The organism is Streptomyces sp. NPDC059224 (assembly GCF_042754285.1).
Lineage (GTDB): Bacteria > Actinomycetota > Actinomycetes > Streptomycetales > Streptomycetaceae > Streptomyces.
Genome location: NZ_JBHZAN010000013.1, coordinates 95,200 through 119,162, shown reverse-complemented (window position 1 = coordinate 119,162; position 23,963 = coordinate 95,200). Strand labels below are relative to the sequence as shown.

19 protein-coding genes, 2 tRNA genes and 2 pseudogenes are annotated in these 23,963 nt (G+C 71.9%); 15 read left to right on the top strand and 8 right to left on the bottom strand.

Annotation, left to right across the window (positions count from 1 at the left end; translation table 11 throughout):
• Positions 1–15 precede the first annotated feature (15 nt).
• On the top strand, positions 16–573 hold the full coding sequence (locus tag ACFXI4_RS16085; RefSeq protein WP_362721078.1) for a SigE family RNA polymerase sigma factor: 558 nt from the start codon (positions 16–18) through the stop codon (positions 571–573).
• 102 nt (positions 574–675) lie between these two features.
• A complete protein-coding gene (locus ACFXI4_RS16080) occupies positions 676–2,352 on the top strand; it encodes a long-chain fatty acid--CoA ligase (protein ID WP_384990902.1) in 1,677 nt (558 codons plus the stop codon).
• Between the two features lie 149 nt (positions 2,353–2,501).
• On the opposite strand, the gene ACFXI4_RS16075 is transcribed toward ACFXI4_RS16080, so the two are convergent.
• Positions 2,502–6,440: a PAS domain-containing protein gene (locus ACFXI4_RS16075; RefSeq protein ID WP_384990900.1), complete on the bottom strand. Its 3,939-nt coding sequence runs from the start codon at positions 6,438–6,440 to the stop codon at positions 2,502–2,504.
• A 300-nt stretch (positions 6,441–6,740) separates the two neighbouring features.
• A complete protein-coding gene (locus ACFXI4_RS16070) occupies positions 6,741–7,160 on the bottom strand; it encodes an SSI family serine proteinase inhibitor (RefSeq protein ID WP_384990898.1) in 420 nt (139 codons plus the stop codon).
• Between the two features lie 168 nt (positions 7,161–7,328).
• On the opposite strand from ACFXI4_RS16070, the gene ACFXI4_RS16065 reads away from it, so the two are divergent.
• Both ACFXI4_RS16065 and ACFXI4_RS16060 read left to right on the top strand, forming a co-directional pair.
• A tRNA-Ser gene (locus ACFXI4_RS16065) sits at positions 7,329–7,419 on the top strand.
• Positions 7,420–7,614: 195 nt separating this feature from the next.
• Positions 7,615–7,687: transfer RNA gene (locus ACFXI4_RS16060), tRNA-Arg, on the top strand.
• Positions 7,688–7,905: 218 nt separating this feature from the next.
• Here the strand turns inward: ACFXI4_RS16060 and ACFXI4_RS16055 are convergent.
• Both ACFXI4_RS16055 and ACFXI4_RS16050 read right to left on the bottom strand, forming a co-directional pair.
• A pseudogene (locus ACFXI4_RS16055) lies at positions 7,906–8,060 on the bottom strand (protein kinase); the annotation flags it as partial.
• Positions 8,061–8,064: 4 nt separating this feature from the next.
• The gene (locus ACFXI4_RS16050) at positions 8,065–8,244 is read right to left on the bottom strand and encodes a hypothetical protein (RefSeq protein ID WP_384991117.1); all 180 of its coding nucleotides are present in this window, start codon (positions 8,242–8,244) and stop codon (positions 8,065–8,067) included.
• Positions 8,245–8,589: 345 nt separating this feature from the next.
• Here ACFXI4_RS16050 and ACFXI4_RS16045 point away from each other — a divergent pair, with 345 nt between their 5' ends.
• The gene (locus tag ACFXI4_RS16045) at positions 8,590–9,825 is read left to right on the top strand and encodes an ice-binding family protein (protein WP_384990895.1); all 1,236 of its coding nucleotides are present in this window, start codon (positions 8,590–8,592) and stop codon (positions 9,823–9,825) included.
• Between the two features lie 296 nt (positions 9,826–10,121).
• On the opposite strand, the gene ACFXI4_RS16040 is transcribed toward ACFXI4_RS16045, so the two are convergent.
• Positions 10,122–10,196 (bottom strand): 50S ribosomal protein bL37, encoded by a 75-nt coding sequence (locus tag ACFXI4_RS16040; RefSeq protein WP_384991109.1) that lies wholly within the window; start codon positions 10,194–10,196, stop codon positions 10,122–10,124.
• Positions 10,197–10,354: 158 nt separating this feature from the next.
• Here ACFXI4_RS16040 and ACFXI4_RS16035 point away from each other — a divergent pair, with 158 nt between their 5' ends.
• Both ACFXI4_RS16035 and ACFXI4_RS16030 read left to right on the top strand, forming a co-directional pair.
• Complete coding sequence (locus tag ACFXI4_RS16035) at positions 10,355–11,245, top strand: GNAT family N-acetyltransferase (protein WP_384990893.1); 891 nt, start codon at positions 10,355–10,357, stop codon at positions 11,243–11,245.
• 171 nt (positions 11,246–11,416) lie between these two features.
• On the top strand, positions 11,417–11,638 hold the full coding sequence (locus ACFXI4_RS16030; RefSeq protein WP_362728991.1) for a hypothetical protein: 222 nt from the start codon (positions 11,417–11,419) through the stop codon (positions 11,636–11,638).
• A gap of 558 nt (positions 11,639–12,196) precedes the next feature.
• Here the strand turns inward: ACFXI4_RS16030 and ACFXI4_RS16025 are convergent.
• Together ACFXI4_RS16025 and ACFXI4_RS16020 are read right to left on the bottom strand one after the other, a co-directional pair.
• On the bottom strand, positions 12,197–12,712 hold the full coding sequence (locus ACFXI4_RS16025; RefSeq protein WP_384990890.1) for a hypothetical protein: 516 nt from the start codon (positions 12,710–12,712) through the stop codon (positions 12,197–12,199).
• Between the two features lie 83 nt (positions 12,713–12,795).
• The gene (locus ACFXI4_RS16020) at positions 12,796–13,272 is read right to left on the bottom strand and encodes a MarR family transcriptional regulator (RefSeq protein ID WP_362728997.1); all 477 of its coding nucleotides are present in this window, start codon (positions 13,270–13,272) and stop codon (positions 12,796–12,798) included.
• 173 nt (positions 13,273–13,445) lie between these two features.
• Between ACFXI4_RS16020 and ACFXI4_RS16015 the strand changes: the two genes are divergently transcribed.
• From ACFXI4_RS16015 to ACFXI4_RS15980, 8 genes and pseudogenes are all read left to right on the top strand, one after another.
• Positions 13,446–13,814, top strand: a complete 369-nt coding sequence (locus ACFXI4_RS16015) for an HGxxPAAW family protein (RefSeq protein WP_384990887.1) — start codon at positions 13,446–13,448, stop codon at positions 13,812–13,814.
• Between the two features lie 116 nt (positions 13,815–13,930).
• Positions 13,931–14,806 (top strand): DUF2797 domain-containing protein, encoded by an 876-nt coding sequence (locus tag ACFXI4_RS16010; RefSeq protein ID WP_384990884.1) that lies wholly within the window; start codon positions 13,931–13,933, stop codon positions 14,804–14,806.
• Positions 14,807–15,100: 294 nt separating this feature from the next.
• On the top strand, positions 15,101–15,841 hold the full coding sequence (locus ACFXI4_RS16005; RefSeq protein WP_384990881.1) for a response regulator transcription factor: 741 nt from the start codon (positions 15,101–15,103) through the stop codon (positions 15,839–15,841).
• Positions 15,838–17,469 carry an ATP-binding protein gene (locus tag ACFXI4_RS16000; protein ID WP_384990879.1) on the top strand — a complete coding sequence of 544 codons (1,632 nt, stop codon included), beginning with the start codon at positions 15,838–15,840 and terminating at the stop codon, positions 17,467–17,469. The genes ACFXI4_RS16005 and ACFXI4_RS16000 overlap by 4 nt, the downstream gene beginning before the upstream one ends.
• 14 nt (positions 17,470–17,483) lie before the next feature.
• Positions 17,484–18,974 carry a glycosyltransferase gene (locus ACFXI4_RS15995; protein ID WP_384990876.1) on the top strand — a complete coding sequence of 497 codons (1,491 nt, stop codon included), beginning with the start codon at positions 17,484–17,486 and terminating at the stop codon, positions 18,972–18,974.
• Entirely contained in the window at positions 18,971–21,220 is a 2,250-nt protein-coding gene (locus ACFXI4_RS15990; RefSeq protein ID WP_384990874.1) for a glycosyltransferase family 39 protein, read from the top strand. Before ACFXI4_RS15995 ends, ACFXI4_RS15990 begins: the two co-directional genes overlap by 4 nt.
• Before the next feature lie 87 nt (positions 21,221–21,307).
• Positions 21,308–22,677: pseudogene (locus ACFXI4_RS15985) on the top strand (MFS transporter).
• Between the two features lie 35 nt (positions 22,678–22,712).
• Complete coding sequence (locus ACFXI4_RS15980) at positions 22,713–23,441, top strand: TetR/AcrR family transcriptional regulator (RefSeq protein WP_384991107.1); 729 nt, start codon at positions 22,713–22,715, stop codon at positions 23,439–23,441.
• Here ACFXI4_RS15980 and ACFXI4_RS15975 read toward each other — a convergent pair.
• Complete coding sequence (locus ACFXI4_RS15975; protein ID WP_384990872.1) at positions 23,438–23,911, bottom strand: PPOX class F420-dependent oxidoreductase; 474 nt, start codon at positions 23,909–23,911, stop codon at positions 23,438–23,440. The two genes, ACFXI4_RS15980 and ACFXI4_RS15975, sit on opposite strands and share 4 nt — an antisense overlap.
• Positions 23,912–23,963 lie beyond the last annotated feature (52 nt).

The window sequence follows — 23,963 nt, the reverse complement described above, 5'->3', positions numbered from 1 at the left end:
TCATAGCGTGGAGCCATGACCACACCCGTCTGCACCAGCGCTTCGGGCGCCGCTGTCTCGGCGAGGCAGACCCGGCCGTACCCGTCCTTCGCGTCGTACGTCAGGGCCCGCCAGCCCGTCCTGCTGCGCACCGCCCGCTCGTTGACCGCGAACCCGAGTGACGCGGAGGACCTGCTCCAGACCGCGCTCGCCAAGACGTACGTGGCCTGGGAGCGGATCGAGGACCATCGGGCGCTCGACGGCTATGTGCGCCGGGCCCTGCTGAACACCCGGACCTCGCAGTGGCGCAAGCGCCGGGTCGACGAGTTCGTCTGCGACGAACTGCCGGAGCCGGAGCCGGTGGGCGGCGGGGACGACCCGGCCGAGCGGCAGGCGCTGCACGACGCGATGTGGCGGGCGATCATGAAGCTGCCCGCGCGGCAGCGGGCGATGGTCGTACTGCGGTATTACGAGGACCTCAGCGAGGTGCAGACGGCCGAGGTGCTCGGGGTGTCGGTGGGCACGGTGAAGTCCGCCGTGTCGCGTGCGCTCGGCAAGCTGCGCGAGGACCCTGAGCTGGCCGTCGCCCGATAGCCGGACAGACCGGTGCCGACGGTGTCAGTTACCTCTCCCCTAGTGACATACCAAGCGGTATGTGAGCAGAATCAGCGCAGCCCCTTTACCACCGAGTAGGCAATGTCGCCCCGGGAGGACGCCGTGCTGAGCACCATGCAGGACGTACCGCTGCTGATCTCCACGATCCTGACGCACGGGTCGAGGGTTCACGGCGAGTCGCAGGTGACCACCTGGACGGGTGAGGCCGAGCCGCACCGCCGCAGCTTCGCCGAGATCGGCGCCCGCGCAGCCCAGTTGGCCCACGCCCTGCGTGACGACCTGGGTGTCCAGGACGACGACCGCGTGGCCACGCTCATGTGGAACAACGCGGAACACACCGAGGCGTACTTCGCGATCCCCTCCATGGGCGCGGTCCTGCACACGCTCAACCTGCGGCTGCCCGCCGAACAGCTGACCTGGATCGTGAACCACGCGGCCGACCGTGTCGTGATCGTCAACGGCTCGCTGCTGCCGCTGCTGGCCCCGCTGCTCCCGCGCCTCGAGCCGCTCCGGCACATCGTGGTCTCCGGCCCCGGCGACCGTTCCCTGCTGGACGGCGCGACCGTGGCGGTACACGAGTACGAGGACCTGATCGCCTCCAAGCCGGTCACGTACGACTGGCCCGAGCTGGACGAACGCCAGGCCGCCGCCATGTGCTACACCTCCGGCACCACCGGTGACCCCAAGGGCGTGGTGTACAGCCACCGTTCGATCTACCTGCACTCCATGCAGGTCAACATGACCCAGTCGATGGGCCTGACCGACCAGGACACCTCGCTGGTCGTCGTGCCCCAGTTCCACGTCAACGCCTGGGGCCTGCCGCACGCCACCTTCATGACCGGGGTCAACCTGCTGATGCCGGACCGGTTCCTCCAGCCCGCCCCGCTCGCCGCGATGATCGAGGGCGAGCGGCCCACGCACGCGGCCGCCGTCCCCACCATCTGGCAGGGCCTGCTCGGCGAACTCGCCGCCCGGCCCCGGGACGTCGCCTCGCTCACCCAGGTCACCATCGGCGGCTCGGCCTGCCCGCCCTCCCTCATGACCGCGTTCGACAAGCTGGGCATGCGGGTCTGCCACGCCTGGGGCATGACCGAGACCTCTCCGCTCGGCACGGTCTCCCGTCCGCCGGCCCACGCGGTCGGCACGGATCAGGAGTTCGCCTACCGCCTCACCCAGGGCCGCTTCCCGGCCGGTGTCGAGGGCCGGCTGACCGGCCCCGGCGGCGAACGCCTCCCCTGGGACGGCGAGTCGGCCGGCGAACTGGAGGTGCGCGGCCCCTGGATCGCGGGCGCCTACTACAACGGCCCCGACGCCGACCCGCTGCGCCCCGCCGACAAGTTCAGCGAGGACGGCTGGCTGAAGACCGGTGACGTCGGCACCATCTCCCCCGACGGCTACCTCACCCTCACCGACCGCGCCAAGGACGTCATCAAGTCCGGCGGCGAGTGGATCTCCTCGGTGGAGCTGGAGAACGCGCTGATGTCCCACCCGGACGTCGCCGAGGCCGCGGTGGTGGCCGTCCCGGACGAGAAGTGGGGCGAGCGTCCGCTGGCGACGGTGGTGCTGCGCGAGGGTTCCACGGCCACCTTCGAGACCCTGCGCGTCTTCCTCGCCGAGGAGGGCAAGATCGCCAAGTGGCAGCTGCCGGAGCGCTGGACGGTGGTGGCGTCGGTGCCGAAGACGAGCGTGGGGAAGTTCGACAAGAAGGTGCTCAGGAGGCAGTACGCCGAGGGCGAGCTGGACGTGACGAGCCTCTGACCGGCGCCGGGTTCACGGCGGGACGGGTCCACTGCGGGCGGGGAACTGCCGTCGTTCGGCCGCGGGTTGTCCGTGGCCGAACGCGCGGTTCCTCCCCCGGCCGTCGGACGGGGTACCCCAGCGCCCCGTTCGGGGCGCCGTGGTGAGCCCTAGTTCGTCCCGATCCGTGCCAGCAGATCCACGATGCGGTCCTGCACCTCGGGGCTGGTCGACCGCTCCGCGAGGAACAGCACCGTCTCACCGGACGCCAGCCTGGGCAGGTCGGCCTGGTCGACGGCCGCCGTGTACACGACCAGCGGCGTCCGGTTGAGCTGCCCGTTGGCACGAAGCCAGTCGATGATGCCGGCCTGCCCGCGGTGCACCTGCATCAGGTCCATCACCACCAGGTTCGGCCGCAGCTGCCCGGCCAGCGTCACCGCGTCCGCGTCGCTCGCCGCCCGGGCGACCTGCATCCCGCGCCGCTCCAGCGTCGCGGTCAGGGCCAGGGCGATCTCCGCGTGCTCCTCGATGAGCAGGACCCGCGGCGGATGCTGCTCGGTGTCCCGGGGCGCGAGCGCCTTCAGCAGGACGGCGGGATCGGCGCCGTAGGCCGCCTCACGCGTCGCCTGTCCCAGTCCGGCCGTGACCATCACCGGCACCTCGGCCGCCACCGCGGCCTGCCGCAGCGACTGCAGCGCGGTCCGGGTGATCGGTCCGGTCAGCGGGTCCACGAACAGCGCCGCGGGGAACGCGGCGATCTGCGCGTCGACCTCCTCACGGGAGTGCACGATCACCGGCCGGTAGCCGCGGTCGCTCAGCGCCTGCTGGGTGGTGACGTCCGGCGCGGGCCACACCAGCAGCCGGCGCGGGTTGTCCAGCGGCTCCGGGGGCAGCTCGTCGTCCATCGGCTGCGGGCGCGGCGGATCGGCGACCTCGACCGCCCCGCCCGGACCGTCCAGCGGCTCCGGGCCCTCGGCGGCGTTCACATCGGGTGCGCCTATGGCGTACGACCGTCCGGCGCCCTCGGTGGCCCCCGCGAGCCGGGACTGCCCGGTCGGTGACGGCTGGGGCAGCGGCTGGGCCGCCGGCTGGTCGGCCGGCGGATGCGGCCGGGCGGCCTGCTCGGGCTGCTGCTGGTCGTTGCGCGTGCCCAGCTTGCGGCGCCGTCCGTTGCCGCCCGGCTGGTGCGGTGGCGGGGTCGCCGTCGGCTGCTGCACCTGCGCGGCCTGCCGCGAGAACGGCACCCCCTGCCCCAGTGTCCGCACACTGAACGCCCGGCCCTGCGTGGAGTCCGGGTCGACCGGCGCGGGCGCGGCCTCGGCGGGCAACGGCTGCGCGGCACGCGCGGGTTGAGGGGCGGGCGTGGGCGCCTCGTCGGCACTGCCCGGCCACTGCTGCGGTACGGGGGCCACGGGCTGGGCCTCCGCCGGCAGCGGCTGGGCGCCGGCCGGGGCGGCTTCGGCGGCCGGAGCGGGCTGTGCCGGCACCGGTTGACCCGGGGCGGCCTGCGGAAAGGGGCTCGGCGACGGCGACGGCGCGGGTGGCTGCGGCTGCTGTGCCCGCGCCGGTACGGCGGGAATCGGCCCGCCGGGGGCGCCCGCCTGCGTGGGCACCGTCGGCACCATGGCCGGGGCGGCCTCCCCGGGCTGGCCCACGGCCCGTCGACGGCGGCCCGTCGGCGCGCTGGTGGGGTGCGGCTGCGGCGGGGTGTGGTCCTCGGCCTGGTCGTGCGACACGGCGTCGTGCCGGCCTTCCTCACCCGCCACCGCGACCGGCTCGGGGGTGCGGTCGGCCTCGGCGGGCGGCAGCGCGAAGACCGGGCGGGGGCCCGCCTGCTGCTGCTCGGCCCGCTCGGCCCGCTCGGCCGCCGCGGCGAGCGCACGGCGCCGGCGCCCGCTCGGCTGCTCCTCGTCCTCCTGCGGCGCGGTGGCCGCGGGCAGCGCCGGCGGCAGCGCCTGCAGTTCGTCGGGCTCATGCCGGGCGCGGTGACCCGCCGCCGGCGCGGGCACGCCCCGCGGCGGAACGGTGCCACCGAGGCCGGTACCCGCGGCGGCCGTACCGGCGCCCTGTTCGGCCGCCGTCACCACGGCGCCCTCGGAGACTCCGGCGAGACCCGCGTCGTCTCCGGCGCCCGCGCCGGCGTCGGCGGGACGTCCGCGCCTGCGTCCGGTACCGCCGGAGACCGGCTCCGCGCTCTCGACGCCCGGGGCGCTCTCGATCGCGGCGGGCCCGTTCTCCTGGGCCGCCGCCCCGTCGGCCCGCCGGCGCCGCCGCCCGGTCGGCTGCACGGGCGGGGCGTCGCCCTCGCCGGCCTCGCCACCGGGCACGTCGCTGTCCAGGAAGGCGTCCACGGAGGACCGCCGGGCCCGGCGCCGCCCACCGGCACCGTTGTCGTCGGCGGCCGGGATCATGGCCACCGCCGTGCCGGGCGGCGGGGCCACGGCGCCGGCGCCGCCCCCGATCGGCACCTCCAGGACGAACGCGCTGCCGCTCATGCCGGGCACCTCGTGCGTCTGCAGCACGCCGCCGTGCGCGCGGACGATGCCGCGCACGATCGGCTCGTGCACCGGGTCGCCCCCGGGGTACGGCCCGCGCACCTCGATACGGACGACCTCGCCGCGCTGTGCCGCCGCGACCACCACGGTGTTGTCCATGTAGCCGCCGGCGGAGACCGGCGCGTTGCCGGTCGCGTCGACACCCGCGACGTCCGCGACGAGATGGGCGAGGGCGACGGCGAGGCGCTGCGGATCCACCTCGGCCTCGATGGGCGGCGCGTGCACGGCGAACTGGACCCGCCCGGGCCCGATCAGCTCCACCGCCCCGTCCACACCGGCGGCGACGACGGCGTCCAGCATCACCTTCGTGCGGTTGATGTCCTCGGTCCCGGCGTCCAGCGCCTGGTAGCCGAGCACGTTGTCGATGAGCTGGGTGATGCGGGAGTAACCGGCCGAGAGGTGGTGCAGCACCTGGTTGGCCTCGGGCCACAGCTGTCCCGCGTCGTCGGCGGCGAGCGCGGCCAGTTCCCGGCGCAGTTCGTCGAGCGGGCCGCGCAGCGACTGCGCCAGCAGGGTCAGCAGCTGCTCGTGCCGCGCGTACAGGGCCTCGTAGCGGTCCTTCTCGCGCTCACCGAGAGCCGCGTACCGCTCCTCGCCGGACGCCAGCTCCTCGGCCTGCCGCTCCAGCAGCTCCTCGACCTCGGTGACGTGCTTCTGGCGCAGCGCGGTCAGGTCGGAGGCGTGCTCCTCGGAGAGCCGCTCCAGCTCCTCGGCGTGCGCCTTCTCCCGGGCGTCCTTCTCCTCGGCCAGGGTGTCGTACGGCCGCCGGTCGGTGAAGGTCATGACGGCGCCGACGAGCTGGTCGCCGTCGCGGACCGGCGCGGTCGTCAGATCGACCGGCACCTTCTTGTCGCCCTTGGCCCACAGCACCTGTCCGCGGACCCGGTGCTTGCGTCCGGAACGCAGGGTGTCGGCGAGCGGTGACTCGGCGTACGGGAAGGGTGACCCGTCGGGACGCGCGTGCAGCACCAGGTTGTGCAGTTCCTTGCCGCCGAGCTCACCGGCCCGGTAACCCAGTATCTGGGCGGCGGCCGGATTGACGAGCACGATCCGCCCGTCCGTGTCCGTGCCGACGACACCCTCGCTCGCGGCCCGCAGGATCATCTCGGTCTGCCGCTGCGAGCGGGCCAGCTCGGCCTCGGTGTCCACGGTGCCGGTCAGGTCGCGCACCACGAGCATCAGCAGCTCGTCGGCGCCGTAGCCGTAACCGTCGTACGCCTGCTGCCCGTTCTCCAGGTTGGCGCTGGTCACCTCGACGGGGAACTCGGAACCGTCCGTCCGCCGCGCGACCATGCGGGTCGGTTTGGTGCGTCCGCGCGGGTCCATGTGGTCGGGCCGTCGCATCGACCCGGGGATCAGCCGCGAGTCGAATTCGGGCAGCAGATCCAGCAGCCCTCGCCCGACCAGCGCGGTACCCGGTGCCTCGAACGCCTCCAGAGCGATCGTGTTCGCGTTGACCACGGTTCCGTTGGCGTTGACCAGCACCAACGCGTCCGGCAGCGCATCGAGTATGGCTGCGAGGCGAGCAGCGCCTCGGGATGGCCTGCTGCTCACGAGACGCTTCCTCCCTGTTACCGCACCTTGCCGACCGCTCGGGCCATCTTGCCAACCGGCCCGCGACGTGTCACGCGAGGGAGTCTAAAGGCACCGATTGCGCTCACGGCGCCGGATGAGAGGGAGGTCGCACGACGAAGTGACGGTGAACATGTGACCGACCCACTTCACCTCCGCCGTACCTGCGCGGGACTTTTACGGGAGCGGGGCTTCCGCCATGCGTCGGCTGTGCGGTCGTGCTGGCCGCGGCGTCCCGGCACCAAGCGGTTCGGCAGCGCGCCGAACGCCCAGGCGCCCAGGTCAGGCACCCAGATCGGGCAGCAGGGGCACCATGCGGTTCCAGCGGCCGATCTCGCAGCCGTTGCTGCGGTCGTAGGTCGAGTCGACCGGGCGGCCGGCCCAGCTGCCCGTGACATGGGCGGTGGCCGGGCCGCCGTAGAGCATGGTGCAGGTGGTGCCGGGGGCGACCGGGGCGAAGGCGTCGCGTCCCCAGCGGGTGTTCCGGTCGAGCGCCTGGCAGGCCCCGTTCACGTCCGGGTGACTTCCGGCGCCCGGATGGCAGGACAGCTCGTACGTCCCGGTCCGCCCGTCCCCGGCGTGCCGGACGGTGACGGTGAGGTGGTCGCCCTGGCCGGCGGCGGAAGAGGCGGGCAAGGCGGGGAGGGATCCGAGAACGGCGGCGACGGCCCCGAGGGCGCCCCGCACGGCGAAGTGAGACATGCCCTGCCCAACGCGCCGCCGGCCCGGACGTTGCGCGGCGCCCCGACCTGGGGAAGACCTTTGCCCTGCGACCCGGCTGCCTAGTACCGTGGGAGCCGATTGGTGACAGCACGCTCGACTGTGTCATCATCTGCACGCACCACTCGCGCTCGCGCGGGCGGCTGTGCTGGAGGCGTCGCCTAGTCCGGTCTATGGCGCCGCACTGCTAATGCGGTTTGGGACTTCAATCCCATCGAGGGTTCAAATCCCTCCGCCTCCGCACCTGACTCAGGGAGCCCCGACCATTCCGGTCCGGGCTCCCTGAGTCGTTCATGGCCCAGATTCGGTGTTTCCGCAGGTCACAAGGGATGCGGCTAACGGATTTCACATGGCGGCGGCAGTCATGTAATGTTCTTCCTGTCGCCGCGAGCGGGCCGGAAGGGCCGGGAACGAAGACAGAAAAACAAGAGAACAAGCACTCGTAGCTTAACGGATAGAGCATCTGACTACGGATCAGAAGGTTGCAGGTTCGAATCCTGCCGAGTGCACAGTAGACCAGAGGCCCTGTGGAGAGATCCACAGGGCCTCTGGCTTTTGCCCTGACGGCAGTGTCCGACGGCAACCGGTTCAGCGAGCGGGCGAGGGGTTCGCTCAGACACTTCGAGGACACCGGCCGGACCGTCGTCTCGTCCGGCCCGTCGCCGACACCCTCAGTCCACCTCGAGGCGGGACGGTCGAAGGTGGACCGCCTGACCGCCCCCGTGCCGTAGAGGTCAGGCCCTTCGCACCTGGCTGGAAGTTCCAGGTGCCCCGCTCCCATTCGCGGTACGCGAAGTCATCGAAACCGAGCCGGTGCAGCACGGCGCCTTCGCGGGCGGCGGCGAGTGCCGTCCAGGGTTGGGCGGGCCGGTCGGGCGTAGATGGTTCAGAGGCCGTCGAAGACCATGAACCCGGCCGCCTTCAGCGCGTGCGCGGTGGCGGCGGCCTTCTTCGGGTCACGGGTTCCTCCGCCCGGCATGGTGTTGGGGTGGAGGAAGCGGCCCGCGTACCGGTCGCAGAGAGCGGCGTGTGCGGGAGGCGTGGTGCTGTGAGTCGGTGATCCCATTCCGGTTCGGCGTTCCAGGGTCTTGATGGGGCCGGCGTCACCTGTCTCTTCCGGGGCTTCGTGGTCCCGCCTCCGCCGGGGCACTCTCCTCCACCAGGCCAGACAAATGGGCAGGCATCCCGGAGCCCGAGTCCGTGATGAGTCGGTGCTGTCACATCATCAGGACCCCAGAGACGACGGTGTGTTGTGTCGACACGGTGCTGAACCCATGGTCCGAGCAAGCCGTCGGGCATCCCCACTGGCAGGCGACGCCATGCCGTCGCAACTCTTTCGGCCTCATTACGGCTCTTCTGCGTGTGGGAGCAATTTATTGAGGTAAGTGAGGTTATGCCTTGATTACATGCGATGTGTTGCGAGCTCGGTGGCAGCCATCCGACCGAGCCGCCTCAAGCGCTCGGAAGCCTGGCGACCGCGTTCAACGATGACAAGAAAGGACTGGTCGATGGCAGTGGATGCCACCCCTCCGCTCCCCCCGGCAGACGCCGAAGGCTGAGATTCAGAGCGACTGTCGTCACGCTGCCCGCGGTCGCGTTGCTGATGTCGATCACGTTGATCTCGAACCTCGCGAGCGCAGCTGAGGCCCCGGTGGGGCTCGGAACCGACCTGAGCTACGCGGTCTTGGCCGGTTCAGCGGTCACGAATACGGGCCCCACGGTCGTCAACGGCGACCTGGGAGTCAGTCCCGGCTCCTCGGTGACGGGCTTCCCGCCCGGAATCGTGAACGGGGTGCAGCATGTCGCCGATGCCGCCGCCGCTCAGGCCCAGTCCGATCTGACCACTGCCTACAACGACGCGGCCGGCAGAACACCGACCACCATCCTGACCTCCCCGGGCGACATCGGCGGACTCACGCTGACGCCGGGCGTCTACAAGGCTTCGTCGTCGCTGAACCTCACCGGGACGGTCACTCTTGACGCCCAGGGTGACCCCAACGCCGTCTTCATCTTCCAGATCGGCTCCACTCTGATCACGGCGCCGGCGAGCAATGTCCTGCTGGTCAACGGGGCACAGGCCTGCAACGTGTTCTGGCAGGTGGGGAGCTCGGCCACCCTTGACACGAACTCCTTCTTCAAGGGCAACATTCTGGCCCTGACGTCCATCACGGTGAATACCAACGCCGCGGTCGAGGGTCGGGCGCTGGCGCGTAATGGCGCGGTCACCTTGGACAGCAACGTGATCACGAGGGCGGTCTGCATGACGGGCCCGCCCGGTCCGTCCGGGCCTCCTGGGCCGTCTGGGCCTCCTGGGCCGTCCGGGCCTCCCGGTCCGTCCGGATCTCCTGGGCCGTCTGGGCCTCCTGGGCCGTCCGGGCCTCCCGGTCCGTCCGGATCTCCTGGGCCGTCTGGGCCTCCCGGGCCGTCCGGGCCTCCCGGTCCGTCCGGATCTCCTGGGCCGTCTGGGCCTCCCGGGCCGTCCGGGCCTCCTGGACCGTCCGGGCCCCCTGGGCCGACCAAGTCCCCCAAGCCTCCCAAGCCGACCAAGACCCCTAAGCCTCCCAAGCCGACCAAGACCCCCAAGCCGACCAAGACCCCCAAGCCGACCAAGTCCCCCAAGCCTGGCCACGAGGGTGGTTGGAGCTAGGGCGACGGCCACACGGGCTGGAAGAGCACCACAAGTGTTGCGGTTCTGGCCCCGGCGCGGTTGCGTCGGGGCCATGCTGTCGGCACACAGGGCGAGTGGCCCGGGGAGCCGGTCGTGCGCGCCGCGAGCAGTGGCCTTGACGCGTGGAAGAAAGCCGGCGGACCCCGTGTGACCACGACCCCCGATCAGAAGGTTGCGGGTTCGAATCCTGCCGAGTGCACACAGGTGAGAGGCCCCGGAGAGATCCGGGGCCTCTTGCGTTTCCGGGATGTGCGGCGGCCGCGGTGAGGGCCGGCTCAGGTGTTGGGGCGCTTGCCGTGGTTGGCCTTCTTCTTCTTGCGGGCGCGCCGCTTGTTCGCTCGCTTGGCCATGGTGCATACCTCCCCGATTCGGGATCTTCCACCCTCGGTCAGTCTAGATTCGGCCCGGGGTGCCCGCATCGGGGGTGCCGCGGACACCTCTCCCGCGCACCGGCCCCCCAGAACGCTGTCCGCCGTCCGTTCCGGATTTCTCTGACTATTATCAGAGAATGGAGCGAGAGCAGATCGATGCCGTGCGCAGGTTCAACCGGGTGGTCACGCAGCGGGTCGGTGCTCTGGACGACGCGTATCTGTCGCGGGACCGTTCGCTCGGCCTGTCGCGCCTTCTGTGGGAGATCGAGCCCGACGGATCCGAGGTGCGCGTTCTCCGCTCGCGACTGGGTCTGGACTCCGGCTATCTGAGCCGGCAGCTGCGGCGACTGGAGTCGGACGGCCTGGTGACCACGGACCCGGACCCGCAGGACGGACGGGTGCGGAAGGTACGGCTGACCGGCGCCGGCATCGCGGAGCGGGCGGTGCTGGACCGTGCGTCGGACGGGCTCGCGGAGTCGGTCCTCGGTCCTCTGACCGATGGTCAGCGGGCGCGCCTGGTGACGGCGATGGCGGAGGTGGGGCGGCTGCTGCTGGCCTCACAGGTGCGGATCGAGATCACGAGCCCGCGCGACCCCGACGCCCGGTACTGCCTGCGTTCCTATTTCGAGGAACTGGGACGGCGCTTCGACACAGGCTTCGACCCCGCCCGGAGCCTGTCGGCGAGCGACGAGGAGATGACGCTGCCGGACGGGCTGCTGCTGGTGGCGAGCGCGCAGGGCAATCCGGTGGGGTGCGGGGCGCTCAAGCTCCACCCCCGGACGCGGATCGCCGAGGTGAAGCGGATGTGGACGTCCCCGGACGTGCGCGGCCTCGGCCTCGGCCGCCGCATCATCGAGCGGCTCGCGGACGAGGCGGTCGACCGCGGGATGAAGACGCTACGGCTGGAGACGAACCGCACGCTCGCGGAGGCCAGACGCCTCTACGAGACCGCGGGATTCGTGGAGGTCGAGGCCTTCAGCGCGGAGCAGTACGCCGACCACTGGTTCGAGCGGGACCTCGAACGCTGACGGGAGCGGCCCGGTCCCCGTGGGCAAGGCAGCCGAAAAGAAAAGCAGTCTGGGATATACGAACCTGATTGGGCCGGAAACGCCAGGTCAGCGGCATGATGTGCGGGTTCGCTTGTGGATCTGTGCCGACAACCACAGCGAAACGGGCCACGCGTAGGCTCATACTGAGCCATGACAAAGCCTGCGGCGCCGAAGCGCCATCTGCCCACCAGCCCCTTCAAGGCCCCGGTCGCGCCGGCCCCCAAGCACTTCTCCGTGGGCGACCAGGTCACTCATGACGTGTACGGACTCGGCCGGGTGATCGGTGTCGAGGACGGAACCGCGGCGCTCGTGGACTTCGGCTCGGCGCAAATGCGGATCCTGAGCCCGTACGCCAAGATGACCAAGCTGTAGGACCGCTGTGCCCGGTCACGGCACGCCAGGTCCCGTCAGGGACCTGTAACGAAAGGCAGACCTCTCATCGACTCGACGTCGCTGTTCTCCGCCGTGGAAGGGCAACCCCGCCGCTCCACCGCAGTATCGCCGCCTCCGACGATCAAGCCCTTCCAGGCCCCGGACTTCGGAGAGGACGAGATCCCCTGGTCCGAGGTCGCGCAGGAGCCCGACCAGGGCACGCCTGCGGCCCGCTCCAAGGCTGCGTAGCACCGACAGCAAAGGCCCCGGGTTCGTCCGGGGCCTTTGGCGTTGCGGGGGGCGGCGAAGTGACCGCCTGTTTCCGGCCTGCGAGGGGTGGCCGGGGCGGACCGTGAGGTAGGTCCACCCGGTCCATGTGCTGCCGGTCCGGGTGCCCATGGACGGCGGCCACTGCAGCTGCGTCCGGGCCGTCGGCGTGAGCGTCGTGGCGGTGGTCACCGTGCGTGCCGCGTAGCGGTGGTCACCGGCGAACGAGGCGCTCAGGACGGTGTTCCGGGTGATCTTGTACGACGCCGCGACCGGGAGGTGGGCCGTGGCTCACGCCGTGGCGGGGACGCCGGTGCGGCCGCGGAGGGTCCGGCCGCGCAGGACGATGATGCCCAGCCGGACGACGACCTCGCTGACGGCCATGAGGACCAGGGCGGCGACCCATGCCTGTGCGCTGGTGATGTCGTGGGCGGCCGAGAAGCGGGCTATGCGGGTCTCGCCGGAGGAGTGCGAGGTCCAGACCGCGAAGCCCAGCCGGAAGCCCATGCTGAGTACCCACAGGGCCGCCGCGCCCAGGGTCGCCTTGACCCGTACGTGCCCGTCCGCGAAGCGGACCCGGGTGAGCAGGCCGCCGGCCACGCCGCAGGCGATGCCGATCCCGGCGAACGCCCCTGTGAGGACGAGGTCGTTGCCCGCTGTCGGGATGTCGTGCAGGTAGCTGGTCGCCACCCAGGTGATCAGTCCCAGCGGCAGCAGCAGCCTGAAGGCCGTCAGCCTCTCCTCCCGCATCTGCCTGATGACCACGAGGATGAGTGCCACATCGATGATCCAGTCCGAAATCGTCATGCCTCGACTATCCGGTTCCGGACCCGTCCGGCACGTGGACCCATGGGTGGAAGCAGGGTGGAAAACGGGTGGATGCGGCTGCTCTACCCGGGGGAGGACAGCCGTTGCAGGGATTCGTGGGCGAGGCTCGTCGCGCGGGTGAACCAGTCGGTGAGGGTGGCCAGTTCGTCGGGTGTGTAGTCGGCGAAGAGATCGGTGAGGCGTCGGTAGTGGTCGGCGTACACCGTTCCGACGCGGCTGACCGCGTCCGGGACCGCGGCCACCCGGACCCGGCGGCGGTCGTCGGGATCGGGGCGCCGGGTCACGTAGCCCGCGCGTTCCAGGCGGTTGAGGATGCCCGTCACCGCGCCCGTCGTCACATGGGCCCGGGCGGCCAGGTCGCCCGCGGTCAGCAGGTCCTCGCCCGCCTCCAGGACGAAGCCGAAACAGGTGAGGTCGGTGACGCTGACTCCGAGCCGCCGGGCGAGCTCCTGCTGGCCGATCAGATGGGCCGCGATGAGGTGGTCCATCGCGGACAGCGCGCGGGCGGGGTCCGCGGGCGGTCGCGGCTTGCCGTGCATGGGCGTTCCCGATTCCTTGGAGATGCGCCGGTCCTCTGGCGAATTCCCTTAGCCCGTGAGAGATATAGGGGGTAAATTTCTAAGCCAGTGAGAGAGTCTAGTCGTCCTCACGCCGGACGCCGTGTCTGCGCCGCCGGTGAAGTCACCGCTGCCTAGGAAGGGGAGGCGGGTCAGTGAGTCTGCACGATGAAGGTCACACGGTCGCAGGGTGGACGGGTACCGCGATCGCGACCGCGGGAAGCGGTCTGCTGGGGTGGGGGGTGTGTGCCGTCTCGGTCCCGGCCCTGGTCGCAGGGGGCGCGGTGACCGCCGTGAGCGTCCTGGTCACCTGGTATCTGCACCTCGCGGGCTGGGGCAAGCCGCCCGGCCCCCGGCCCCGGGCGCGGTGGGCCCTCGGCGCCCGGGACACCGGCGCACGCGACGGCCACCCCGGATGCGTGGGGTGCCGGCTCGCGGGCCGGGGGCGGCGTGCCGGGTCGGTTCTCGAACCGATGGCCACCGCGGGGGAGGCCGATCCGGCGACCGCCCGAGCAGGGGGCTGACCGGGAGCCGGCATTCGACGCCGGGCCCCGCTCGGCCCTGCTCGGCCCCACCCCGCTCCACCCGGCCCGCCCCGCTCCGCCCGTGTTGTCAGTGCCGACCTCTACGCTCGTGAGCGATGGCACAGGTGTGGAGATGTTCGGGGCTGCGGTGGTCGGACGACGGGCCCGTGCTGATGTGGAGCGGCGGGCGGCGCAGTGTGCTCGGGCCGGGCAGGCGCGTCGCCTTCCGTACGGCCGGCGGAGGCGGGGCGCGGGAGTGCGTGGGGGCGCGCGGGCACCCCTGCGCGGTCCGCGCGTCCGTGTCCGGGCGGAGTACCGGCGCGCGCTGCGAGGAGTGTGCCCGACTGGACCGGGCCCACTCGGTGGCCGCCGACGGCATCGCCGACGACCCGCGGCCGTACCACGTGTATCTCGCGTGGTTCGGGCCCGGGATGGTCAAGGTCGGGATCACCGCCGTCGAGCGCGGGCCGGCGCGGCTGCTGGAACAGGGGGCCGTGTGCTTCAGCTGGCTGGGCGCCGGGCCGCTGATGGCCGCGCGGCGGGCCGAGGAGCTGTTGCGGGCCGCGCTCAAGGTGCCCGACCGGATCCCCTACGGCGCCAAGCGCGTCGTACGGGCCGCTCTGCCCGGGAGTGACACCGAGCGGGCCGCCGAAGTCGTCGTGGCGCACGCGCGGGCGCTGGCGCTCGGGGCGTGGCCGGAGGCGCTCGTGCCCGAGCCCTGCCAAGTCGTGGACCATGTCCGGGTGTTCGGGCTGGACGCGGCGCCCGCCGCCGTCGGTGAGGTGGTCGAGCTGGTCCCGGGCGGTGTGGTCAGCGGTGAACTCGTCGCGGCCGCCGGCCCGGATCTGCATCTCGCCACCCGGCGAGGCGTCGTCGTCCTTGACACGCGCTTGCTGCCCGGGTGGGAGCTGGCCGCCGCCGGAGCGGAGGACGAGGGTGAAATGAGCGTGCCCGTACGCGAGTTCACGGCACCCCAGGAGGGGCTGTTCTGAACCGCGGCGGACACCCGGAACGGACCTGCCGAGGACCGCCGGGAGTAGTCCGGCAGGCGCTGCGCGGGCCGCCCCGTTACGCTCTCATCAGCGGTTCGCCGAGGTCTCGTCGGCGGGCCGGGACGCACACCGGACGTACACGGTCCGTACAGCCCGGAGGGCGGGCACGGGCACGGTTCCGTGCGTGGGCGAGGGGGATTCCCAGGCGTTCCCTGAGAGGTACCTGTGTGTTTCTCAGGGAAAACACAGATTACCGAAAGCGTGTTCTCACAGGACCCCGACAAGGTGTCCACCATGACCACGACCTCGCCCCAGGGGCGCACCGAACTGCTGAGGCCGGACGGGAGCCCCGTCCGAGTGCTTGTGGTGGACGACGAGCTGTCGATCACCGAACTCCTTTCCATGGCCCTGCGTTACGAGGGCTGGCAGATCAGGAGCGCGGGTGACGGCACGGGTGCCGTCCAGACCGCCCGGGAGTTCCGGCCCGACGCCGTCGTCCTCGACATGATGCTCCCCGACATGGACGGCCTCGCCGTTCTCGGTCGCCTGCGGCGCGAACTGCCCGACGTGCCGGTGCTGTTCCTCACCGCGAAGGACGCGGTGGAGGACCGGATCGCCGGTCTCACCGCGGGCGGCGACGACTACGTCACCAAACCCTTCAGCCTCGAAGAGGTCGTGGCGCGGCTGCGCGGACTGATCCGCCGCTCGGGCGCCGCCGACCGCCGGTCGGAGTCGGTGCTCGTCGTCGGCGACCTCACCCTGGACGAGGACAGCCACGAGGTCTCGCGGGCGGGTGAGTCGATCCACCTCACCGCCACCGAGTTCGAGCTGTTGCGCTTCCTGATGCGCAACCCGCGGCGCGTGCTGAGCAAGGCCCAGATCCTGGACCGTGTGTGGTCCTACGACTTCGGCGGACAGGCCAATGTGGTCGAGCTCTACATCTCGTACCTGCGCAGGAAGATAGACGCAGGCCGGGAGCCGATGATCCACACCCGGCGTGGGGCCGGTTATCTGATCAAGCCCGCCGTGTCATGAGCGGGCGACGACGGCCGCGGGCGCAGAAGCGACGAGTAGGTCAGCCGCGCACCCTGCGGACCCGGCTCGTCGTCGTGTCCGTGACCCTGATCGCCGTGGTCTGCGCGGTGATCGGGACCGTCACCACCCTGGTGCTGCGCGACCATCTGTACGGGCAGCTGAACGGCAACCTGCGCGAGGTCGCGCTGCGCGCGGCCGGCGGACCCGTGGGCGGCTTCGACGGCAAGGGCGACCCCCCGGGCGGCGACGTCCCCGCCCTCAAGCCGAAGCAGACGAAGGGCCTCGGCGACTTCGTCACCCAGGGGCCGCAGCCGCAGCGGACCGTCGCGGCCCAGGTCGAGAACGGGTCGATCACCAGCGGCAAGGTCGGCGCCAAGGAGAACAACTCCGCCGGCTTCACCCAGATGACCCCCGAGGATCTCGACGAGGCCCAGATCAAGGCCCTCGGTTCCGTCTCCCAGGACCAGCGGGCGCACACGGTCGGCCTCCCGGGCCTCGGCACCTACCAGGTCCAGTACGTCGTGGGCAACAACGGCACCTTCTACGTCGGCATCCCGACCTCCGACGTGGACGGCACGATCAACACCCTGATCATCGTCGAGATCAGCCTCACCCTCTCCGGTCTGATCGCCGCCTGCCTCGCCGGCACCGTCATGGTCGGCGTGGCGACCCGGCCGCTGCGCAGGGTCGCCAGCACCGCCACCCGCGTCTCCGAACTCCCCCTGCACACCGGCGAGGTCAACCTCAGCGAGCGGGTCCCGGAGACGGAGTGCGACCCGCACACCGAGGTCGGCCAGGTCGGCGCCGCGCTCAACCGCATGCTCAACCACGTGCACGGCGCCCTGCACGCCCGCCAGCAGAGCGAGATGCGGGTACGGCAGTTCGTCGCCGACGCCAGCCACGAGCTGCGCACCCCGCTCGCCTCCATCCGCGGCTACGCCGAACTGACCCGGCGGGGCCGGGAGGAGGTCGGGCCCGACACCCGGCACGCCCTCGGCCGTATCGAGTCCGAGGCCGGCCGGATGACCCTCCTGGTCGAGGACCTGCTGCTGCTCGCCCGGCTGGACGCGGGCCGCCCGCTGCAGTTCGAGCACACCGACCTCATCCCGCTCGTCGTCGACACCATCAGCGACTCGCGCGCGGCCGGCATGGACCACAACTGGCGCCTCGACCTGCCCGACGAACCGGCCCTGGTGGCCGCCGACTCGGCCCGGATCCAGCAGGTGCTGGTCAACCTGCTCGGCAACGCGCGCAAGCACACCCCGCCGGGGACCATCGTCACCGCCCGCATCCAGCGCCGCGGGCCCTGGCTGTGCGTGGACGTCGAGGACAACGGGCAGGGCATTCCGCCGGAGTTCCTGCCGCACGTCTTCGAGCGGTTCGCGCGCGGCGACTCCGCGCGGTCGCGGTCCAGCGGGTCCACCGGTCTGGGGCTCGCCATCGTGCAGGCCGTCGCGTCCGCGCACGGCGGTGCCGTCACCGTGGACAGCGTCCCCGGCTGCACGGTGTTCACCCTCTACCTGCCCGCGCTCGCCCCCGCGGCCCCGCAGCCGGACCCCGAAACGAACTGGCAATCGCACTCACAGGCACAGCACAGTGCCACCACATGGGTGCAACAGGGCGCCTGACCAGAGTCGTTCCCATGCGAACCGACTCTTCTCCCGGCACCCTGCCGGCGCGGGAGCACCTCCCGGCCGGAGTCGCCGGCACGCCTGTCCTGGACGTAGTGATCCCCGTCTGCAACGAGGAGAAGGACCTCGGCCCATGCGTCATCAGACTGCATGACCACCTCAAGCGCACCTTCCCGTACGCGTTCCGCATCACCGTCGCGGACAACGCGTCCACGGACACCACTCCACAGGTGGCGGGGCGACTTGAGGCGGAGCTGGCCGAGGTCACGTCGTTCCGGCTGGAGCAGAAGGGCCGCGGACGTGCGCTGCGGACCGTCTGGTCGGCCTCGGACGCACCGATCCTCGCCTACATGGACGTGGACCTGTCGACCGACCTGAACGCGCTGCTGCCCCTGGTGGCGCCGCTCATCTCCGGCCACTCCGACCTGGCGATCGGTTCCCGGCTGGCCCGCTCGTCACGCGTGGTGCGCGGCGCCAAGCGGGAGTTCATCAGCCGCTCGTACAACCTGATCCTGCGCGGCTCACTGCAGGCCCGCTTCTCGGACGCGCAGTGCGGCTTCAAGGCGATCCGGCGCGATGTCGCGCGGGTGCTGCTGCCGATGGTCGAGGACACCGGCTGGTTCTTCGACACCGAGATGCTGGTGATCGCCGAGCGCGCGGGCCTGCGCATCCACGAGGTGCCGGTCGACTGGGTCGACGACCCGGACTCGACGGTGCACATCGTGAAGACGGCCACCGACGACCTCAGGGGCGTGTGGCGGGTCGGCAAGGCGCTGGCCACCGGTTCGCTGCCGCTGGACCGGATCGCCCGCCCGTTCGGCGACGACCCGCGCGACCGCGACATCCAGGACGTGCCGAAGGGGCTGGCCCGTCAGCTCGTCGGCTTCTGCGTGGTCGGCGCGCTGTCGACCCTCTTCTACCTGGTCCTCTACAGCCTCTTCCGGGAGTTCTCCGGTTCGCAGACCGCCAACGCGCTCGCGCTGCTGGTGTCGGCGGTGGCCAACACGGCCGCCAACCGGCGCCTGACCTTCGGGGTGCGCGGCCGGGGCGGGGCGGTCCGGCACCAGGCGCAGGGCCTGGTCGTCTTCGGTATCGGCCTGGCGCTGACCAGCGGTTCGCTCGCCGCCCTGAACGCGGCGAGCAGCGACCCCGCGCACTCCACCGAACTGGCGGTACTGGTCGCCGCCAACCTCGCCGCGACCGTTCTGCGCTTCCTGCTCTTCCGCGCCTGGGTCTTCCCGGACCTGGACGGCGGCCGGGAGGCCTCCTCCACGGTGCTGGCCGGGCACAACCCGTCGTCACCGACGTACACCGCGGTCCCCGGCGGACACCAGCCGCAGGGTCCGCTCCCGCAGCGGCCGGCGCACCCGCCCTACGCCCAGGGCGCCGGCACGACCACCCGGCTCCGCGCCGGCGAAGCCGCGGACGGCACCTGGAGGGACGCCACCGTGCAGGTGCAGCCGGTGCGCCCCCATGACACCGATCCGGGGGGTCCCCGATGAGCAGCACCCACACCGGCCGTCCGACCGCCGCGGGGGGCCCGTCCCCCGAAGCCCCCTCGGTGCCCCGGCACGCGCCGGACGTCCAGGACGTTCCCGCCGGGCCGGTGCCGCGGCCGGGCTCGGGCGAGCCCAGGCAGCCCTTCGCCCGCGGACTGTGGCGCGGCCGCCCCGAGGACCCCCGCTGGGCGCGCCCGGCCTTCCTCGGCCTGCTGCTCGTCACCGCGGTGCTCTACTTCTACGACCTGAGCGCGAACGGGTACTCCAACTCCTTCTACTCGGCCGCCGTCCAGGCGGGCACCAAGAGCTGGAAGGCGATGTTCTTCGGCTCGCTGGACGCGGGCGACGCGATCACCGTCGACAAGCCCTCGGCGTTCCTGTGGCCGATGGAGATCGCGGCCCGGATCTTCGGCCTGAACTCCTGGACGATCCTCGGCCCCGAGGTCCTCATGGGCGTCGCCGCGGTCGCGGTCGTGTACGCCTCCGTGCGGCGCCGGTTCAGCCCCGCGGCCGGTCTGGTCGCGGGCGCCGTGCTCGCGCTCACCCCGGTCGCGGCGCTGATGTTCCGGTTCGACAACCCGGACGCGATGCTGGCCCTGCTGATGGCGCTGGCCTGCTACTTCGTGGTCCGCGCGGTCGAGGACGGCAAGACGAAGTGGCTGGTGCGGGCGGGCGTGGCGATCGGGTTCGCCTTCCTCGCCAAGACCCTGCAGGCCTTCCTGATCCTGCCCCCGCTGGCCTTCGTGTACGCGGCGGTCGGCCCGCACACGCTGCGGAAGCGGACCGGCCAGTTGGCGCTCGCGACCGGCGCGCTGATCGTCTCGGGCGGCTGGTGGGTGGCGGTCGTCGAGCTGTGGCCGGCCTCCTCCCGCCCCTACATCGGCGGTTCGCAGGACAACAGTTTCCTGTCGCTGACCTTCGGCTACAACGGCCTCGGCCGCCTCAGCGGCGACGAGACCGGCAGCGTCGGCGGCGGTGGCGGCGGCACCGGCTCCGGGCAGTGGGGTGCCACCGGCTGGGACCGGATGTTCGGCTCCGAGATCGGCGGCCAGATCTCCTGGCTGCTCCCGGCCGCGCTGATCCTGCTGGTCGCGGGCCTGGTGGCGACGCGCCGGCTGCGCCGGACCTCGGTGACCCGGGCCTCGTTCCTGGTCTGGGGCGGCTCGCTGCTGATCACCATGGTGGTCTTCAGCTACATGGCGGGCATCTTCCACCAGTACTACACGGTCGCCCTCGCCCCCTACCTCGCCGCCGTGACCGGCATGGGCGCGGGGCTGCTGTGGGAGAAGCGCGCCGAGCTGTGGGCGTCGATCACCCTCGCCGCCGCCGTGGTCTCGGCCGCGGTCTGGGGGTACGTGCTCCTCGACCGCACCTCCGCCTACCTGCCCTGGCTGAAGTGGCTGGTGCTGGTCGGCGGTCTGACCGCCGCGCTCGGTCTGGTCTTCGCCGCCCGGATCAGCCGCCGGCTCGCCCTCGGGGCGGCGGCGGTGGGCCTGGTGGCCGCGCTGGCGGGCCCGACGGCGTACACCCTCAGCACGGTCGGCTCCGCGCACACCGGCTCCATCCCGACGGCGGGTCCGGCGGGCGCGAGCATGATGGGCTTCGGCGGGGGTGGCGGTCCCGGCGGCGGTCCCGGCGGCGGCCGTGGCGGCTTCGGCCAGGGCGGCCCGAACCAGCAGGGCCAGAACGGCTTCCCGGGTGGGGGCAACGGCACCGGCGGCTTCCCCGGAGGTGGCACGGGCGGCGGCATGCCGGGCCGGAACCAGCAGGGCCAGGGCCAGAACGGCAACGGCACCACGCAGAACGGCAACGGTTTCCCGGGCGGCGTCCGGACGGGCGAAGGCGGCGGCATGGGCGGCGGCGCAGGAGTCGGCGGCCTGCTGAACGGCGCGACCGTCAGCCCCGAGGCCAAGAGGCTCCTGCAGAAGGACGCGTCCGAGTACACCTGGGTCGCGGCGGCCATCGGCGCCCAGAACGCGGCGAGCTACCAGCTGGCCACCGACGACTCGGTGATGGCGATCGGCGGCTTCAACGGCACCGACCCGTCCCCGACGCCGGCCCAGTTCAAGAAGTACGTGGCGGACGGCAGGATCCACTACTTCGTCTCCTCCGGCACCGGCGTCGGCGCGGGTGGCAGCAGCAGCGGCGCGTCCGCGCAGATCACCGCGTGGGTCGAGAAGAACTTCAAGAAGGTGACGGTCGGTTCGTCCACCTTCTACGACCTGACGCAGCAGGCGAGCGCAGGCTGACAGCGGCCCGGGAATCAAGTTGTACGCCGTACAGGAATCCTCCTGCGGTGTACAACATGACTTCTCGGGGGCCACCCTCAGCACCGGCTGATCCTCGGTGTGATCTGTCTGGCGCAGCTCACCGTGCTGCTCGACAACACCGTTCTGAACGTGGCCATCCCCTCCCTCACCCGGGAGCTGCACGCGGCCACCGCGGACATCCAGTGGATGATCAACGCGTACTCGCTCATGCGGTCCGGCCTGCTGCTCACCGCGGGCAGCGCGGCCGACCGCTACGGCCGCAGGAGGACGCTGATCACGGGACCCGTCCTGTTCGGCGCGGGCTCGCCGGCCGCGGGCCTGGCCGGCTCCGCGGCCCAACCGGTCGCCGCACGGGCCGGCATGGGCGTGGGCGGCGCACTGCTGCTCACCACGACCCTGGCCGTGGTGATGCAGATCTTCGCCCGGGACGAACAGCCCAAGGCCATCGGCGTCTGGAGCGCCGTCAACGCGCTGGGCTTCGCGGCCGGGCCGCTGATCGGCGGGTTCGTGCTCGACCACTTCTGGTGGGGCGCGGTCTTCCTGATCAACCTCCCGGTCGCGGCCCTGGCCCTGGTGGCGGTCGTCGTCCTGGTCCCCGAGTCGAAGAACCCGCAGGGCGACCGCCCCGACCTCCTCGGCGCGCTGCTCTCCACGATCGGCATGGCCGCACTGGTCTTCGCGGTCGTCTCCGGCCCCTCGCACGGCTGGACGCCGGCGCGGGTACTGGGCGCGGCGGCCGTGGCGGCGGCCCTGTCCCTGTTCGCGTACTGGGAGAACCGGATCCCCACCCGATGCTCGGCCCCCACTTCTTCCGTGACCGCCGCTTCACGGGTGCCGTCGCGGGCGCGGTGCTCATCACCTTCGGCATGGGCGGCGCGCTCTTCCTGCTCACCCAGCACCTGCAGTTCGTCCTCGGTTACGGCCCGTTGGAGGCCGGCCTGCGCACGGCGCCGCTCGCGCTCACGGTCGCCGCCCTCGACTTCTCGGGCCTGTCGGCCAGGTGGGCGGCCAGGCTGGGTACGCCGGTGGCGGTAGCCCTGGGGATGCTGCTGATGTCGCTCGGGCTGGTCTCCATCGCCGTACTCGATTCGAGCGGGTACGGCGGCACGCTGCTCGGTCTGCTGCTGATCGGAGCGGGGTGCGCGATCGCCAACCCGGCCATGGCGCACGCCGTCACGAGCGCGATCCCTCCGGAGAGGGCCGGGGTGGGCGCCGGGATCAACGGCACGCTGGCGGAGTTCGGGAACGGGCGGCTGGGGGTGGCCGTGCTGGGCGCGGTGCTGACCTCCTGGGTGGCGTCGGGGAAGTCGCTGTCGGCGGGGCTCGGGGCCGGGCAGTTGGTGGGCGCGGTCGCCGTGGTGACCGGGGGGTTCGTGGCGGCGGGGCTGCTCAGGAAGGCGGAGAGGGATGTCGCCTGGGGGGTGTTGCGGCCGTAGCATCGTCGGAAGTGATCGTCGAGGAGGAGGCCGCGATGGCGCGGGCCAGTGTGTGGCTGGGGGAGAAGGCCGGCAAGGGCAGTCGTAGCGGTCAGCCGTCCGGTCTCGACCGGGCCCGCATCACCTCCGCCACCGTCCGGCTCCTGGACTCCGACGGGCTCGACAAGTTCTCCATGCGGCGGCTGGCGGCCGAGCTCAAGGTGACCGCCATGTCCGTGTACTGGTACGTCGACACCAAGGACGACCTGCTGGAACTCGCCCTCGACGCGGCCTTCGGCGAACTGCGCCTGCCGGAGCCGGCCGACGACGGCTGGCGGGACCAACTACGGGCGCTGGCCACGGAGTACCGCGCGCTGCTGGTCCGCCACCCCTGGCTCTCCCCGCTGGCCGGCCGCTACCTGAACATCGGCCCGCACTCGCTGGCCTTCTCCCGGGCGGTCCAGCAGGTCGTCCGCCGCGCCGGCCTGCCCGCACACGGGGTGACCGGCGCGATCTCGGCCGTCTTCCAGTTCGTCTACGGCTACGGCACCATCGAGGGGCACTTCGCCGAGCGGGTGGCGGCGGCCGGCATGACCGCGGACGAGTACTTCAACACCGCGATGACCGCGGTGACCGAGGTCCCGGGCCCGGCCGCCATCATCGAGGAATCGGCGGACCTCAGGGCGGCCAGGGGCGGCGACACGGTCGCCGAGATGCTGGACAGGGACTTCACCTTCGCCCTGGACCTGCTGATCGCGGGAATCGAGGCGAAGGTGACTCGCTAGGCCTCCGGCGTGGCCAGCCGCGCCGGGAAACCGCCGGTGGCCACCGGACCCCACCTCTCCGGGGTGACCCGGATGATCGACTTGCCCTGCTTCACCATTGCCGCCCGGTACTCGTCCCAGTCCGGATGGTCCCCGGCGATGTTCCGGTAGTACTCCACCAGCGGCTCCACCGACTCCGGCGAGTCGATCACCTCCGCGGTGCCGTCGATCTGGACCCACGGCCCGTCCCAGTCGTCGCTCAGGACGATCACGCTGACGCGCTCGTCCCGCTTGGCGTTGCGGGTCTTGGCCCGCTCGGGGTACGTGGAGGCCACGATCCGCCCGGAGTCGTCGACCCCGCAGGCCAGCGGTGACCCCTGGGGGCTGCCGTCGGCACGGCGCGTGAGCAGGATCGCGCGGTGGCGGGGCCGTACGAAGTCCAGCAGTTCGTCGAGGGAGACGGCGGTGTTCGTCGCGATGTTCGGTGCCATGCCGTCAGCCTAGGCCGCCGGGCACCGCGCCGCCCGGTCGCTGCCTGTCCCT